Source organism: Athalassotoga saccharophila (genome assembly GCF_009936215.1).
GTDB classification, from domain to species: domain Bacteria; phylum Thermotogota; class Thermotogae; order Mesoaciditogales; family Mesoaciditogaceae; genus Athalassotoga; species Athalassotoga saccharophila.
Genome location: NZ_AP019551.1, coordinates 452,900 through 468,680, shown reverse-complemented (window position 1 = coordinate 468,680; position 15,781 = coordinate 452,900). Strand labels below are relative to the sequence as shown.

The 15,781-nt window shown below is 41.7% G+C and carries 14 protein-coding genes; 2 read left to right on the top strand and 12 right to left on the bottom strand.

Annotated elements, in window-relative coordinates; genetic code table 11:
- The first annotated feature begins 161 nt into the window (after positions 1 to 161).
- The gene (locus ATHSA_RS02300; RefSeq protein WP_161847574.1) at positions 162 to 1,061 is read left to right on the top strand and encodes a beta/alpha barrel domain-containing protein; all 900 of its coding nucleotides are present in this window, start codon (positions 162 to 164) and stop codon (positions 1,059 to 1,061) included.
- Between the two features lie 21 nt (positions 1,062 to 1,082).
- Positions 1,083 to 1,358: a DUF1844 domain-containing protein gene (locus tag ATHSA_RS02295; RefSeq protein WP_161847573.1), complete on the top strand. Its 276-nt coding sequence runs from the start codon at positions 1,083 to 1,085 to the stop codon at positions 1,356 to 1,358.
- A gap of 14 nt (positions 1,359 to 1,372) precedes the next feature.
- Here ATHSA_RS02295 and ATHSA_RS02290 read toward each other — a convergent pair whose 3' ends face one another.
- The 12 genes from ATHSA_RS02290 to gyrA all read right to left on the bottom strand — a co-directional run bounded on the left by ATHSA_RS02290 (position 1,373) and on the right by gyrA (position 15,779).
- Positions 1,373 to 1,705, bottom strand: a complete 333-nt coding sequence (locus ATHSA_RS02290; RefSeq protein ID WP_161847572.1) for a hypothetical protein — start codon at positions 1,703 to 1,705, stop codon at positions 1,373 to 1,375.
- Positions 1,686 to 3,332, bottom strand: a complete 1,647-nt coding sequence (locus tag ATHSA_RS02285) for an IS1634 family transposase (protein ID WP_232060051.1) — start codon at positions 3,330 to 3,332, stop codon at positions 1,686 to 1,688. Before ATHSA_RS02285 ends, ATHSA_RS02290 begins: the two co-directional genes overlap by 20 nt.
- Positions 3,333 to 3,427: 95 nt before the next feature.
- Positions 3,428 to 4,387 (bottom strand): MFS transporter, encoded by a 960-nt coding sequence (locus tag ATHSA_RS02280; RefSeq protein WP_161847570.1) that lies wholly within the window; start codon positions 4,385 to 4,387, stop codon positions 3,428 to 3,430.
- Position 4,388: 1 nt separating this feature from the next.
- Positions 4,389 to 5,105, bottom strand: a complete 717-nt coding sequence (locus ATHSA_RS02275) for a glycerophosphodiester phosphodiesterase (RefSeq protein WP_232060141.1) — start codon at positions 5,103 to 5,105, stop codon at positions 4,389 to 4,391.
- Between the two features lie 41 nt (positions 5,106 to 5,146).
- On the bottom strand, positions 5,147 to 6,154 hold the full coding sequence (locus ATHSA_RS02270) for a BMP family lipoprotein (RefSeq protein WP_161847568.1): 1,008 nt from the start codon (positions 6,152 to 6,154) through the stop codon (positions 5,147 to 5,149).
- A gap of 20 nt (positions 6,155 to 6,174) precedes the next feature.
- The gene (locus tag ATHSA_RS02265) at positions 6,175 to 7,251 is read right to left on the bottom strand and encodes an HD domain-containing protein (RefSeq protein WP_161847567.1); all 1,077 of its coding nucleotides are present in this window, start codon (positions 7,249 to 7,251) and stop codon (positions 6,175 to 6,177) included.
- Positions 7,252 to 7,272: 21 nt separating this feature from the next.
- Positions 7,273 to 8,190, bottom strand: a complete 918-nt coding sequence (locus tag ATHSA_RS02260; protein ID WP_161847566.1) for a hypothetical protein — start codon at positions 8,188 to 8,190, stop codon at positions 7,273 to 7,275.
- A 37-nt stretch (positions 8,191 to 8,227) separates the two neighbouring features.
- Positions 8,228 to 9,340, bottom strand: a complete 1,113-nt coding sequence (gene prfB / locus ATHSA_RS02255; protein ID WP_161847565.1) for a peptide chain release factor 2 — start codon at positions 9,338 to 9,340, stop codon at positions 8,228 to 8,230.
- Positions 9,341 to 9,352: 12 nt separating this feature from the next.
- Complete coding sequence (gene secA, locus ATHSA_RS02250) at positions 9,353 to 11,821, bottom strand: preprotein translocase subunit SecA (RefSeq protein ID WP_161847564.1); 2,469 nt, start codon at positions 11,819 to 11,821, stop codon at positions 9,353 to 9,355.
- Positions 11,808 to 12,593 (bottom strand): TlyA family RNA methyltransferase, encoded by a 786-nt coding sequence (locus ATHSA_RS02245; RefSeq protein ID WP_197739197.1) that lies wholly within the window; start codon positions 12,591 to 12,593, stop codon positions 11,808 to 11,810. Before ATHSA_RS02245 ends, secA begins: the two co-directional genes overlap by 14 nt.
- Entirely contained in the window at positions 12,574 to 13,353 is a 780-nt protein-coding gene (truA, locus tag ATHSA_RS02240; protein WP_161847562.1) for a tRNA pseudouridine(38-40) synthase TruA, read from the bottom strand. Before truA ends, ATHSA_RS02245 begins: the two co-directional genes overlap by 20 nt.
- Positions 13,350 to 15,779, bottom strand: coding sequence for a DNA gyrase subunit A (gene gyrA, locus ATHSA_RS02235; RefSeq protein ID WP_161847561.1), 2,430 nt, complete (start codon positions 15,777 to 15,779; stop codon positions 13,350 to 13,352). Before gyrA ends, truA begins: the two co-directional genes overlap by 4 nt.
- Between the last annotated feature and the right edge of the window lie 2 nt (positions 15,780 to 15,781).

The following is a 15,781-nucleotide window of genomic DNA, read 5'->3' as shown; positions in this document are numbered from 1 at the left end:
GTATCCGAATCGCTCCGGCAGGTGTCAGCACAGCGCGTGTCACATAGAAAAAACAGAGATATGGCATGTAACGCTCCGTAATCAATAAAGTCTTTTACTGTTAAATTACGATTTGGTATATAATTTTAGTGATAAGTGATCTTTAGAAGGAGGTGAAGGTAATGGAAAAGATTCCTCTTGATGTCCCAAAGGATAAGCGTGCCGAATATTCGAGAAATTACGAAGAGATTACCCATGGCGTTGGAAGACTGATGTTGTTTGCTGGCGATCAGAAGGTAGAACATCTTAACAAGGATTTTTTTGGCAAAGGCATTGCACCTGATGACGCGGATCCTGAACACCTTTTTAGAATCGCAAGCAAGGCCAAGATAGGTGTTTTTGCAACACAACTTGGATTGATATCGAGATATGGAATGGATTACAGAGAGGTTCCTTATCTTGTCAAATTGAACTCCAAGACGAATTTGATCAAAGCGGATCAGATGGATCCATTCAGTAACCAATGGATCGATGTCGATCAGGTTGTCAAATTCAAAAAGGAAAGCGGTCTTAAGATACTCGGAGTCGGTTATACGATATATCCGGGAAGTAAATACGAGGCCGAAATGTTCAGACAGGCAGCCCAAATCGTGTACAAAGCCCACGAAAATGGTCTTGTGACGGTTATATGGGCATATCCGCGCGGTATCTCCATCGCCGATGAACTCGATCCTCACCTTATAGCGGGGGCAACAGGCATTGTGGCAGCGTTGGGAAGCGATTTTGTCAAGGTTAATTATCCTGAGGTCAAAGAAGGAAATGTCGCCGAGATGTTCAAAGAGGCCGTTATGGCGGCGGGCAGGACAAAGGTGCTGTGCGCCGGCGGTCCAAGCATAGACGTAAGGGCCTTTCTCCAAAGACTTCACGATCAGATCTTCATAAGTGGTGCGGCCGGAAACGCAACGGGGAGAAATATTCATCAAAAACCACTCGATGAGGCTATAAGAATGTGTAACGCGATATACGATATAACCGTTGAGGGAAAAAGTGTAGATGAGGCTATGAAGGCCTTTAACCAGTAAACAATTCCATAGGGAGGAGTTATGGCAGAAGAGGACAAACAGAAGAATTATCTCTCTCCAGCGGAATTTGTCTCTTTTGTCTTTGGACTTCTTGAAGAAAAAGCATGGATATCTCTTGGCCTTATCAAAGACACTGACGGAGAATTTCACAAATCAAAAGAAGACGCAAAATTCTTAATAGATTTGCTCGAAAAAATGTCAGAAGTACTCGACAAAAGGTTAGATGAAAATGAAATAAAAGAGATAAAAAATCACATCGTCAATCTTCAACTCAACTTTGTCAATCAATTCAAATAAAGGCCTTGTGGCCTTTATTTTTTTGTGAGAGATTTTATGAATGAATACTGAATTATCGCGACGGCAATTAGAATTGTTGCCGACATTATTCCAAGGCCCGCTAAATTCAACATCTGAATTGCCAATCCGCCAATCAAAGGTCCTATTCCGAATATCATGCCTATTATCGCTTCGTGAAAGCCCCCTTGTTTTCCTTCATCCTCATCCTGAGAGTTCAGTCCATAGAAGATAGCATAGGTATAGGGGACGGCATAACTCATTCCGGCAAAAAAGGAGATCAAAAAGAACAAAACAGGTGATGGTGGCCCACATTTCGCACATCTTTGATCAGAAATAATATTTTTCATATTCAACTCCCAAAAGTCTTATCACTTTGATCTGCAAATCTTTTAAATTCGCTATCTGTGTGGTTGTTTGCCCATCTGTAACCACATTTACAACGGTTATGTTCATGAAGTTCTGACATATCCACCTGAATGTCGGCCTGTTTGTCGGCTTTTTCAACTGATTCGGAAATGTTTGCCCTGTCTCTTTCAATGTGCGCCTTATTTCCCATTCCGAAAGCGAGTACACCAATAACGTCAATACCATTATCATCACAAGTGCCTGAATCCGTCCGGGCTTTTTCAGATACACATCGCTTACTCCGAAACTTTTGTCTTTCAAAAACCTGAATCCTCTTTCGACCGTTGTCTGGTTTTTGTAATATTCGAGCACTTTTTCATCTTCAAGTTCAATGTCGTTCGTTGAAAGTATGAATCTTCCGAGTTTTGCTTTGGCCTTTTCAACCGCTTCTTCATTCAGACCTATCTCAGCATCTATTTCATACATTTCTATCGTCGGATCCCCATCTTTAGGCCTTCCTCTTTTCCCGTCAGTTCTGACTCTTACGCTCTTTATCTCAAACTTGTCGTATTTGAAAAGAGGATGAGCTTCCATCCATTGTCTGGACTTGTTTATTCCGTCTTCAGAACAAAAATACCGTTCTTTCGTCACAGTCTTTTTCAATGACTTTTCCGCTTCTGTCTTGCTTTTTTTCAAATGCCTGTCAAATGTTTTCAGTTCCTGTTCTTTAAGATATTTCGAATTCACCATTATCCATTTTTGTTTTATCCCGCCGTAATTGCTTATTTCGGAATACACTTCATATCCTTCAATTTTGGTCGGACGAAATTCAACTTCTTTATTTAGCATTTCTTCAGCCTCTTTTATCGTAGACGGCACATGGCTTATCCAGTATGTTGTTCTGAGTTCGCTAATGTTTTCCGCAGTGTAGAAAGCACTGTCTGCCACATGATAGACTTTCTTGTCTTTGTCAATGTTCTTCCTGATTGCTTTGACCATTTCTTTGATCGACTCTTTATCCGATTCGTTCCCGTTGTATGTTTTGGCAAACATCGGCATTCCATGCTGATTTACAACCATCCCTATCACGAATTGTTTCAAATCCTGTCTGTGATCTTTCGAATGACCGAAGGTGATCTTAAAACCATTCGTCCCGTCTTCCATCTCGTAATTGCCGCTTACACTCACGCTTGTGGTATCGGTGTGAACGAGGTGAACATCCATTTCAAGTTTGTTCAAAGCGTGCGCCGCTATCTCTTGAAATAATTCCGTTGGACCGTAATCATAAATCTTGTCAAGCACTCTGCCGAGAGCGTCATCGTTAAGATCTTCCGGTTTAGTTCCTTCGCCTAAAAGTTTCTCAACATCCCAGTTCTCAAAATAACTCCCTGCAAAGTACAATCTCCTGTCAACAAAACCAAGCCCGAGTATGATCATCGCTTTTATTATCGCAGACGTTGAAAGATTGAAGTTCCGGACTTTCGGTATTCTCTTTTCAATGACCTCTCCCATTTCAAATTTATCAAATGTCCCAGCCACAAGTCCATGGTGATCAAGTTGCTTTGTAGTGATTTCCATTTTTCTACCTCCGCTGTCTTTTTCAAATAGATCATAGCAGCAGAAAGGCATAAATCAATGGACTCTATCCGAAACGGTAAATAGTGGTATAATCTTTGTGATGTGCGTCAAGGTTACAGCAAATGCTTCTTTGGCTATTACTGACTCTAATCATTTCCCACTTTCAATTTTAAAACATGAGTTTCAAATAAATCCAAAAAACTGTTTTTTATCTGCGGAAAGTGGGGTGGTAAGAAAAGTAGAATGGTTTCAACCGGAATGACGGAGAGGAAGATCGTCGATAGGATTGGATTTCCAACCCATATCTTTATCCTTCCGAGCGCTAAAAAAACGATCAAAACGCCTATGTTGGCGCCTACTATAAGAAATCCGCTTATTCTTACGGGCAATCCATTCATGCTTATAACCTTTGGAAATAATGAAAGGACGGCAGAATAAACAAGGCCTGAAAGGAAAAGAGTCGTTCTGTACACGAGTCTGTAAAGTTTTATGCGTGGAAAATCTATATTCTTTGGTGCAACGGTAAGTCTGTAAGATGGTTTAAACTTTATGGCCTCACCATTTTTCAAAAGATCCCGCCTTATTATGTAAGAGGCAATGATGTTTAGCGCTATTCCATACCCAAATGTTATGTAAGGATACTTGATTATCAAAAAGGGTCCGAGCGCCATCCCTATTATATTTCCCGTGCTCCACGAAAGGGTGAATCTATTTACGGTGCTCGCAGGATCTATCTTTAATGCCTTTTCCCTCTTTGAGAGTAATCCTTCGATCTGGGGGAAAAATGTTCCAAAGAAGAGGTTCACTCCTATGGCAAAGACGAAAAGTTCAAAGACATTCGACCAGAAGAAACCGAGCACGTTAAAAAATGCAAAGATAATCGTTATAAAGATTAAAATCCTTTTCTGACCGAAAAGATCGCCAAGTCTTCCAAAAAACAAACTTGCCGTCACGTAGGAGATGGCACCGGCAAAATTTATCAAACCTATCATGAAAAACGGTAGGTTCCATTCGGCGGCAACAGAATTTATGGCCGAAGTTAAAAGATAAGAGAGAATCGAGAAATTATTCGAGAAAAGGTGGTAGAGATGAAAGTATCTTTTCAATTTATTCCAAACGAGATATCAAAATCTCTCTTATCTTTTCAATTTCATTCGTTATAACGATGTAGGCTTCTTTTTCTATCGCGTATTCCATATCTTCTCTGTCATTAACTGTCCAAAAGACTATCTTTATCCCCTGATCCTTCGCAAAATCGATCAATTCGTCCATTTCGGCCATTCCCTTGGCGTAAACCGGCAGATTGTAGGAAAAGATTCCCGCCTCGACACTCTGCTTTTCTATCTCTTTTGTTTTTCCTATGTGTTGATCTCCAAAGAGAAAGGCGAGTTTTAAATTCTTATCCAGTTCTCTTGCGTAAAGTATGCTTTTGTGGTTGAATGAAGATATTATTACCCTGTCAGGATTTCTCTCTTTGACGAGTTTTACAGTTCTAAAGACCAACTCGTCAGATTCTATGACGTCAGTTTTGAGTTCCACGTTTATTTTGAATAATGGACCTATAAGATCGAATACTTCCTCGAGTGTGGGAATCTTCTGGCCGTGTGAATCGTACTTTCTGAGTTCTTCGAGCGTCATCTCTGAAATAAGGCCGGAACCGTTAAAGGTTCTGTCTATCGTTTCATCGTGACATACGACTATTTTCTTGTCTTTTGTCAGATGGACATCTAATTCTATCCCATCTGCGCCGTATTCTATCGCCTTCTGAAAGGCCAAAAGCGTGTTCTCGGGATATTTTGCGCTGTATCCTCTATGACCGTACACCAACATAATTTCACCTCGGCAAAAAAGCCCCGTTAGGGGCTTTAGAAAGTGATCTGTGGAACCTGAAAACTTTGAAATTCCTCTTTTGTCTGTGGAATATTCAACTTACCATCGATTATCATCTGCTCGAGGACCTTTACCTCTTTCATAACGGATTGAGGAACAAGTTGTTTCGTGTAAGTCATCGGACTTATTCCTATTCCTCCGTTATTCAAAGAAAGTAAAATCGTTCCTCCTTTGAATGTTCCATCGACGACCGATTTTATCCCGTCGTAAACGCCTATATCAACTCTTTTTAAAGAACTCACAAGTACATGGCCCGGTGCAAGATAATCCTGATCCATGTCTGCTCCTATCGCGTAATATCCGGCCGGCTGGTTCTTCATCGCATCTATGACTCCAAGTCCGCTAAGACCCGCGAGTTGGTATACTATATCGGCACCGGCGGCAATTTGGCTTTCGGTCATCGCCTTTCCTGCTGCCGGATCATCGAAACTCCCAACGTAACCGGAGATAACCTGCACATTTGTTCCATGAAGCACGTTGTAAGTTTCAACGCCCGCTTCATATCCATACATGTAACTGTCAACGGGAGGAATTGGCATTCCCGCAACTACTCCAACCTTTCCAGTTTTTGTCATTGCTGCGGCTATGTAGCCGACCAAAAATCCTCCTTGCTGCTGGGCAAAGATGTAACTTTCAACGTTTGGTATCCCATTTATCGATCCGTCTATGAAGATGAATTTCGTGTTTGGAAATTGCGGTGCCACCTTTATAACTGCATCCTGAATCAAGAATCCAACCGCAACAACCACGTCTGAAACCTGTGCCGCTGCCGAAAGATTTGGAATGTAGTCGGCCTGCTCATAGGATTGAATCAGATTTGCGGTAACACCGAGATTTTTGACGGCCATCTCGACTCCATTCCATGCACTGTCGTTGAAGGATTTGTCTCCTATGCCGCCCGTATCCGTAACGAATGTAACGGTCAGCGATAACCCTATACCCGCAATAAGTGCCAAAATCAACAACACAAAAAACTTTTTCACCTTTGCACCTCCCCGTTTGGTCAAACTATCATTTGATTGACCACCTCTAAATTCATAAATTTTATCTGTTGTTTTATGGATTCATAACTCTTTCTGAAAAAGTCTATTTGCATTCCGTTGACTATCTCCATCTTGCACTCGACAAGACTGCCCATGAGGTCGGAAGCACGGGCGACCTTTCCCTCGATGCCTCCATCGAAGGGCTTTAGCATCAAAGGCGAATAGTATTTTGCGATCTCCGATGGCAGAAGTGGAAGCAATATTTCGTTTACCATTTTTGATTCTACCTCTTCGACAACGGTCTCGAACCCTTCTACCCTTCTTTTGGTCGGTGAGATTATGTCTCCCGTTAATGCTTCTGGCACATCGTGAAAGATAGACCTTTCAAGGACGTCAAGCATGTTGATTTCGTTCATTTCGAGGGCGATAAGATAAGATGTGAATGTGACAAAAAATGTGTGGCCAGCGACGGTCGTTGGAACGGTTCTTGGATGTTGGTTCCATCTTACCGCGTACATCAAAGCCGCTATTTGGGTAAGGTAATTTTTAAGTTTTTCATCTTCGAGTATATTATGGAAGGATTCAAGATCGATCTTATACATCGCCTTCTTGATTGATTCAAAAGGCTCCTTGAAGTATTCTGGAAAGAATCTCACATTTGTTTCGGCCTCTTTGAATGCGGCGTAAAGATCAGCGGCATTGACTATTTTTCCCTCAATTGATTCATCTCTCGAGTTGATCATCGCGTCTTCAAACTGTGCTTTGAATTTGTCAGGCACGTCCTTGAGGATATCATCTATTGAACTTTTGTACATTCTGTCCCACGCCGAAGGGGAAAGCGTCTGGATCATTCTCTTTGTCGAAAGGGATATGTCCGAGATTATGCACTTGGGCATATCTTTCAATATGATGCGATTTATCAACTTTGACATATCGACTTTTTTACCATTTGAGATTTCAAGCATGCCCATCAGGTGTGCCACATGAAGGATAAAACCACTATTTGAGGCCTCACTTATAGATTCAAATGTTGGCCTGTTGTTCCATCTTCTCATAGAAAACATCACGGTTGCAAGAGCGATTAAATCTTTGATCATCTTTTTCCTCCCGATGCTTCCTTAAGAGTTTTTTCCCGTAAAAGCATCTAATTCTCTTTCCATGTCGTTGTATACCGACCTTACACGAGAATTGAAATTTTTAATGGCATCAAAATCAAATTCGTTCAACCTTGAAAAGGCAAGTCCAAGTTCTGTCATGTCCGGATCGCATACGTAATTTGAGAAATCCTTTCCTATGTACCTTAATATCTTTTTTCCGACGTGAACAAAAGGCGTTTCAAAGGAAATAGCCGTAAGGGTTGTGTAAAATTTTTCAGATATGACAAATCTCGCATTCTTTATTGCATCCATAATATCGTTTATTTTAAAGATCAAAGAAACATCGTCGACTTTAAGTTTTGAAGCGAATTGAACGGCTGTCTTTGAATCCTGTGGATCTTCAACTATTACCCTTGCATCCATCATTGGAAACCATTTTTCTTCGGTACATTTGCTTAAAATTCCATCCTTTGAAGGCGCTATTACAACGAACTTGCCTCTCTCATATTCAGACCTTTCAAGAAGGTACACATTCGCAATGTCTACTCCAGCCTTTATTCTTGATCCGGCCCACAAAGAGGCCCATCTTTGTCCAACGGCATCCGTTACGAATCCTTTTACAAGAGGGCTCATTATTTGAGTTGTCAGATGCTTTACCATTCTTCTGTCAGACTCTTCAAGGTTGAGTCCAAATAAAAACACCTCTTTACCGAATTCAAGAGCAAGATCTATTATCGCAGAATTATCAATGTATCTGTTTAACTTCCCACTGACAATTAAACCATCGTAAAATGGTATTATCGTCATAGTATGAATGGAAAACTTAGGGTATACACTTTCGATATTCCTGGATCTTAAGACTTCTCTTACCTTCACATGAGTCAAGCGCTGGCCGTAATCTTCATCGTTTTGGCCAGCCATTACGATCACTTTTTTCATTCTATTCTTGAATTGGTCAGATAGAAATAAAAATATTTCAAAATTCGTTACCCCCATTTCTTGCGAAAAAGACGAGTTCTGCATAGATGAAGTCGTCTATTTCCCCATCCATAACTGCCTGAATATTACCGGTTTCGTAGTCTGTTCTGTGATCTTTGACCATGGTATATGGTTGAAAAACGTAGGACCTTATCTGACTTCCCCATCCTATTTCTTTCAACGTGCCCTGTATCTTTTGAAGTTCGGCCTGCCTCTTTTCAACTTCCAATTGATAAAGCCTCGCCTTTAAAATTCTCATTGCCGTCTCTTTGTTTTGAAATTGAGATCTTTCATTCTGACATTCCACGACTATTCCGGTTGGAATATGTGTGATTCTTACTGCTGAATCAGTTCTGTTGACGTGTTGGCCTCCAGCACCAGAGGCCCTGTATGTGTCTATCCTTAGATCCTCATCTTTTATTTCGACTTCTATGTCTTCCTTTAATTCAGGTAAAACATTGACAGAGGCAAAAGAGGTATGCCTTCTTTTTGCCGCGTCAAATGGCGAGATCCTTACAAGCCTGTGAACACCCCTTTCATATTTCAGAAAGCCATAGGCGTATTCACCCTTTATAAGTAATGTCGCGCTATTTATACCGGCCTCTTCGCCGGGCTGGATATCTATCTCTTCTATTTCAAAATGCTTTCTTTCGGCCCATCTCGTGTACATCCTCAAAAGCATCTGTGCCCAGTCGTGAGATTCCGTTCCTCCCGCTCCGGGATGGATTGAAAGGTAGCAATTAAGATCGTCAAATCTGCCATTGAGCATCATGATGAGTTCGAATCTTTCTATGAGTTCCTTTGCGTCCTCAACGACCTCTTCAAGATTCTGTGCAAATTCTTCATCTTCATCTGCGAGTTCAAGGCCAACATCTACCTCTTCCATCTTTGACTTCATCTTTTGAAACAAGTCGTATTTTTCCTTGAGATCTTTCAGATTTTTGAGGATCTCCTGGGCCGATTTGGAATCATTCCAGAAACCATCTGCCGTGGTTTTGCTCTCCAAACTCTCTATCTCGCCCTTTATCTTTTTTTCATCGAAGACCTTTACAAGTTCGCCGAATCTTTTTTGAATGTCCTCTATTTTGACTTTTAGATCGTAATTTATCACCTAATCACCCTTTCACCTTTTAACACGCATTCTTCTCTTTTTTGCCTCTTCGACCTTTTCGTCTTTTTTACCGTTGGAGAGCGTGAAATCAGAATGCTGCGTTTGAAGCACTGAAAATCTCTTCTTTGCACGTTCCTTTTCTTTTTGTTCGTCTACCATGACGATTCTGAAGACTATCGAAGAGATGTCATCATACATTCCGTCGACCATTTCTTCAAACCTTTGGTAACTCTCCTTCTTAAACTCTATGACCGGATCCTTTTGTCCATAGGCACGCAAGTTTATCGATTCTTTTAGCATGTCAACTTCTTGTAGATGTAATCTCCATCTCTCGTCTATAACCTTGAGCATAACGTATTTGAGAATTTGTGGGAATCTCTCCTCACCGATTTCCGAAACCTTTGCATCGTAATTCTTCTTCAAATCTTCCATTATTTGTGATTTTAACTCTTCTACCTCTTCTTTTGATTTACCATCTAAAGAGAAAAATGGAAAGATCGCCGAAAGTTCGTTGGAGAAACTTTCCCAGTCCCATTCGTCTGGATCTTTAGAAGAAAGATAATTTTGGATTCTTCTGTCAACGACATCTTCGAAGATTTCCATAAGGTGTTCTCTAACGTCTGTACCGTCAAGAATCCAATTTCTATGAGAATAAACCGCATTTCTCTGTCTGTCAAGAACCGAATCGAGTTCGAGCAAATGCTTTCTTATGGAAAAATGCATTCCCTCGACCTTTTTTTGAGCCTGCTCTATAAGCCTTGAAAGCATGGGATGCTCTATGGGTTGACCCGGAGCGATCTTCAGCGTGTTCATCAAGGATTTCATTCTGTCTCCGCCAAAGATCCTCAAAAGGTTATCCTCTGTCGATATGTAAAATCTTGACTCTCCCGGATCTCCCTGACGCCCAGAACGACCGCGCAACTGGTTATCTATACGGCGCGATTCGTGTCTTTCGGTACCGAGCACAAAGAGCCCTCCCAACTCGACGACGCCTTCTCCGAGTTTTATGTCAACACCGCGTCCCGCCATGTTGGTTGCGACCGTTACGGCTCCCTTTTGACCGGCCTTTGCTATTATTTCCGCTTCTTTTTCGTGATTTTTGGCGTTTAGCACCTCGTGCGGTATACCCTTTCTTTTCAGCATGGCACTGAGTTTTTCGTTCTTTTCTATTGAAGTTGTTCCTATAAGTATAGGCTGGCCCTTTTGATACCTTTTTGTTACTTCCTCTATTATGGCGTTGTACTTTTCCTCTTCAGTTCTGTATATGAGATCGTCCATGTCACGTCTTATCATTGGCTTGTTCGTCGGTATGATGACGACTTTCATCTTGTAAATCTGATCGAATTCTTCTCGTTCCGTGTAAGCCGTTCCTGTCATACCGGCTATCTTTTTGTACATGAGAAAGTAATTCTGGAGAGTTATCGTAGCATAGGTTATAGATTCTTCCTTTATCTGGACATTTTCCTTGGCCTCTATCGCCTGGTGAAGACCTTCGCTATACCTTCTACCCTCGAGTATTCTACCTGTGAATTCGTCGACTATGACAACCTCATTTCCACGCACTATGTAATCAACGTCTTTTTTGTAAAGGTGGAGTGCCCTGAGTGCGTTCAATATGTGGAAGTTGTATTCTATATTTGAAGGATCGTAAAGATTTTGAATTCCAAGCAAATTTTCTATCTTTTTTATCCCCTCTTCGGTTAAAGAGACCGTTCTTTGTTTTTCGTCTATTTTGAAATCCTCGTCTCTTTTCAGTTTTTTGGCAAGGGAGGCAAATTGTTTGTAAAGTCTCGAAGAGTTTTCGGCCGGACCCGAGATTATCAAAGGAGTTCTTGCCTCATCTATCAAAATACTATCTACTTCATCTATGATCGCGTAATTGTGGCCTCTCTGAACTCTTTGCTCGGGAAGGTAGGCGAGATTGTCTCTGAGATAATCGAAGCCCATTTCTGTATTTGTACCGTATGTTATATCGCAGTTGTACTGGGCCCGCCTTTGATCCTGATCCATCTCGGATTGCAAGAATCCTACGCTAAGACCAAGCAGTTCGTAAGCAGGCTTCATCCAGTTGGCATCTCTTTTTGCAAGGTAATCGTTGACCGTCACAACATGGACGCCTTTTCCTTCAAGTGCGTTAAGATAGGCTGGCATGACCGCAACGAGGGTTTTTCCCTCTCCCGTCTTCATTTCGGCCACCATGCCTTCGTGAAGTGCTATCGCTCCCATCAATTGAACATCAAATGGCCTCATGCCTATTGCCCTTCTCGATGCCTCTCTGACGATCGCAAAGGCTTCGGGCAAAAGATCGTCTAAGGTCTCTCCCTTAGAAAGTCTTTCTTTGAATTCTTTTGTCTTATTTGCAAAATCCGAATCGTTAAGTTTTTTAGCATCCTCTTCAAGTTCATTTATATGCTCAACGATCTTTGATGCCCTTTTCAAAAATCTTTTGTTTGGATCGAAAATCTTATCAACAATGGACATCCTGACTTCCCTCCATTTTCCAAGCAAATTCAACTACCTTTTCGATATCGAAAGGTTTAACCTTTCCGTTCAACTCGATCAAAAATTCTATGTTACCACTACCTCCTTTAATCGGTGAAAATGTCAGTCCGCTGACTTTAAAGTTCAAATCCTTTGCAAAGTTCAAAATATCCCTTATCGTTTCTAAATGTAAATCTTTCGATTTAACAATTCCATCTCTGACATTTTTTGGCCCAACTTCAAATTGCGGCTTCAAAAGGCAAACGGCTATCCCGTCTTCTTTCAATATTTCCTTTATCACTGGTAGAATCTTTTTCAAAGATATAAAAGACAAATCACAGGCTATAAAATCTGGCAAGAGATCGAAATCTGCTTTTTTTAAAAAACGCGCGTTTGTTCCTTCCATAAGCACTATTTTAGGATCTTTAAGTCTAAACTCGCCTCTTGCGACATCTATGGCGTAAACTCTTTCCGCGCCACGTTCCAGCATCACCTGCGTGAATCCTCCCGTTGACGATCCAATATCGCAGCATATCTTTCCGTCAAGCGTTATTTCGAATTCATCGAGTGCCTTTAAGAGTTTGTACGCGCCACGGGAAACGTATACTTTGTCTTCGAGAGTGATGACCGCGTCCTCTTCCACCATTTTCCCACCTTTTGAGGCTTGGACGCCATTTACATAAACCTTCCCGCGCAGTATTTCATCCCTTGCCTTGCTTCTCGTCTCACATAGGCCACGAGAAAGTAACAATTCATCGAGTCTCTTCTTCATAGACCTGCCCTTTTTTATTTTGTTCAAAGCAGACCTTGTAAAGGTAAAGACCATGTGATGGGGCCGTGGCGGCCGCCTTGCTTCTGTCTTTCAATTCGATCAATTCTTTGACCTTTTCAGGCGGCCAATCTCCGGTTCCAACCTTTACAAGGGTTCCCACCATGTTTCTTACCATTCTTCTCAGAAAAGACTTCCCTTCAAATCTCAAAAGTATGTAGTCGTGCTTTTTCAGAATTCTAACTCTGTATATCGTTCTGACAGGGCTTCTGTCATCATCTTTGTCTATCGATGCAAAGGATGTAAAATCATGTATTCCTTCAAAATATACGGCCGCCTGCCGCATTCTACCAACGTCTAAAGGGTAGGGAAACCACCACATTCTGTCTCTTAAAAACACGCTTCTTTCCTTCGAGTTATGTATGAAATAATGGTATATTCTTTTGATCGCGCTATTTCTTGGATTGAAATCGTCCGACGCGAACCAAACCTCTTTAACTCTCATGTCAGAAGGAAGCAAAGAATTAAAGGCCTCTTTGAAGTTCTTTTCATTCATCCTTTTGTTGATGTAGTCAAATGAAAATACCTGACAATTCGCGTGCACTCCGGTGTCTGTCCTTCCGGCAAGATCTGTTCTTAGTCGCACTTTCAATATCTTTTCGAGGGCATCATCGAATTCTCCCTGAACGGTTCTGACATTCGGATGGAACTGTGAACCGTGAAAATTCGTTCCATCGTATTCGACGACACACACAACCTTCAAGAATCTATCCCCCTCAAGGGCGTGAATGCAACGACCTTGTCTTCGGGATCGAGATCAACACATCTAAAGCCCTGCGTGTTTCTGCTCGTTACAGAAAGATCGGAAACCTTGAATCTTATTGCCTTTCCATTGGCAGTTACGGCTATTATCTCATCATCTTCTACGACTTTGGCCGTCGATACGACGAGTCCATTTTTTGCCGTTAACCTTAGATTTCTTACGCCCTGCGATCCTCTTTTATGAATCGGATAATCCGAGAATGGACTCCTCTTTCCAAGTCCCTTTTCAGTTATGGTCAATAACTGGACCTTATCTGCCTCGTCTGCTTTTAAAACTATCATCGAAACTACCTCGTCTCCTTCGTGCAACCTTATGCCCCTGATCCCCATGGCCATTCTTCCCATCTTTCTGACGTCTTCATCCTTGAATGCGTTTACAAAGCCTTTCAAAGTTGAAAGCGCTATTATGTTCTTTTCATTCGTGTCTGTAAGGGCGCTATCGACAACCTCGTCTCCATCTTCGAGTTTTATCGCAAGCACACCATTTGACTTGAATGAAAATTCACTCAGAGAGATCCTCTTTATCTTTCCCGATTTTGTCGCTATCCACATATCCTTTGAAGGATCAAGGGTGTGGCCTATCGATATGACCGATTTGACCTTTTCATTGGGAGAAAGATTGAAATAATTCAATATGAGTTTTCCCTTGGATCCCTTTTCATTCTCTTGAAAGTTGTAATTCTTTATGAAATAGAATTTTCCAAGATTGGTTATGAAACCCGTATAACTCAACTTGGTCGTTACAAAGGTATGTTCTACGTAATCGTCCTCTCGGGTGCGAATCGAGATATTTCCCTTTCCGCCTCTTGACTGCATCTTATAACTTTCGAGTTTTGTGGCCGAGACATAACCGTTATGCGTTATCGTGACGACTATCTCATCGTCGGGGATGAGATCTTCTATGTTTATATTTTCTGTGCTTTGTGAGATCTCACTTCTTCTCGCGTCCCCGTACTTTGACTTTATGTACTCCATGTCCTTCTTTATCTCTTCCATTATCATCCTATCAGATCCGAGCAACGCGTGGAGTCTGCCCATACTTTCTATGAGATTTTTGTATTCTTCGTCGAGTTTTGCATGCTCGAGCGTTGTAAGTCTTTGTAGTTTCATATCCATTATTGCCTCGGCCTGTTCTCTCGAAACTTCCAGTATCTTCGTAAGGCTATCTATTGCGCTTTCGAGGTCTCGAGAATTTTTTACTATGTCAACGACCGTTCCAATCGCTCTCGATGCCTTTATCAATCCCTCGACTATATGGGCCCTCTTGGAAAATTTTTCGAATTCGTATTCGCTTCTTCTTTTTATTACTTCGTACCTGTGATCTATGAAAGCCTTTATTATCTGCTTTAAATTCATCAATTTCGGCTTTCCGTGATCTATGACAAGCATCTGAACTGCAAAGTGAGTCTCAAGGGCTGTATGTTTAAGTAACCTATTTAGAACTATATTCGCATCGGCATTTCTCGCTATTTCTATGACGATTCTAAGTCCTTCCTTGTCAGATTCGTCTCGTATATCTGAGATTATATTTTCTTTTGAATTTTTGGCGTATTCGGCGATCTGCTCTATCAAAGACGCCTTTGATACACCGTAGGGGATCTCTGTCACGATGATTCTGCTTCTGTTTTTGTGATCTTCTATAGATGTTCTCGATCTTATAACGATCGAGCCGCGTCCGGTTCTGTATATATTCCTTATCGCTTCGGAATCCATTACGATGCCACCGGTCGGGAAGTCGGGCCCTTTCAAAAGAGATGCAACCTCATCGTCCGTCATTTCGGGATTGTCTATGAATTTCGAAATGAGATCTGCCACCTCTCCTATGTTGTGGGGAGGTATAGAGGTTGCCATTCCAACGGCGATCCCAGATGCCCCGTTAAGCAATAACTGCGGGATTTTGGACGGCAGTACGACCGGTTCCTTAAGAGTTTCATCGAAGTTAGGTACCATATCGACTGTATTTTCTTCTATGTCCTCGAGCATTTCTTCGGCGATCTTTGAGAGTTTTGCCTCGGTGTACCTCGAAGCCGCCGGCGGATCTCTGTCTATCGATCCGAAATTTCCCTGACCATGTACGAGGGGATATCTCATCGTGAAATCCTGTGCCATTCTCACAAGGGCATCGTATATTGCCATATCTCCATGAGGATGGTACTTTCCCATGACCTCTCCGACTATCCTCGCACTTTTTTTGGTAGGACCACTGTTTTTAAGGTTTAACTCGTTCATCGAAAAGAGAATTCTTCTCTGGACAGGTTTTAGTCCATCTCTCACGTCAGGGATGGCCCTTCCTATTATTACACTCATCGAGTAATTCATGTAAGACTCGACGAGTTCTTCAGAAATAGATCTTTTTATTTCCTCCATTA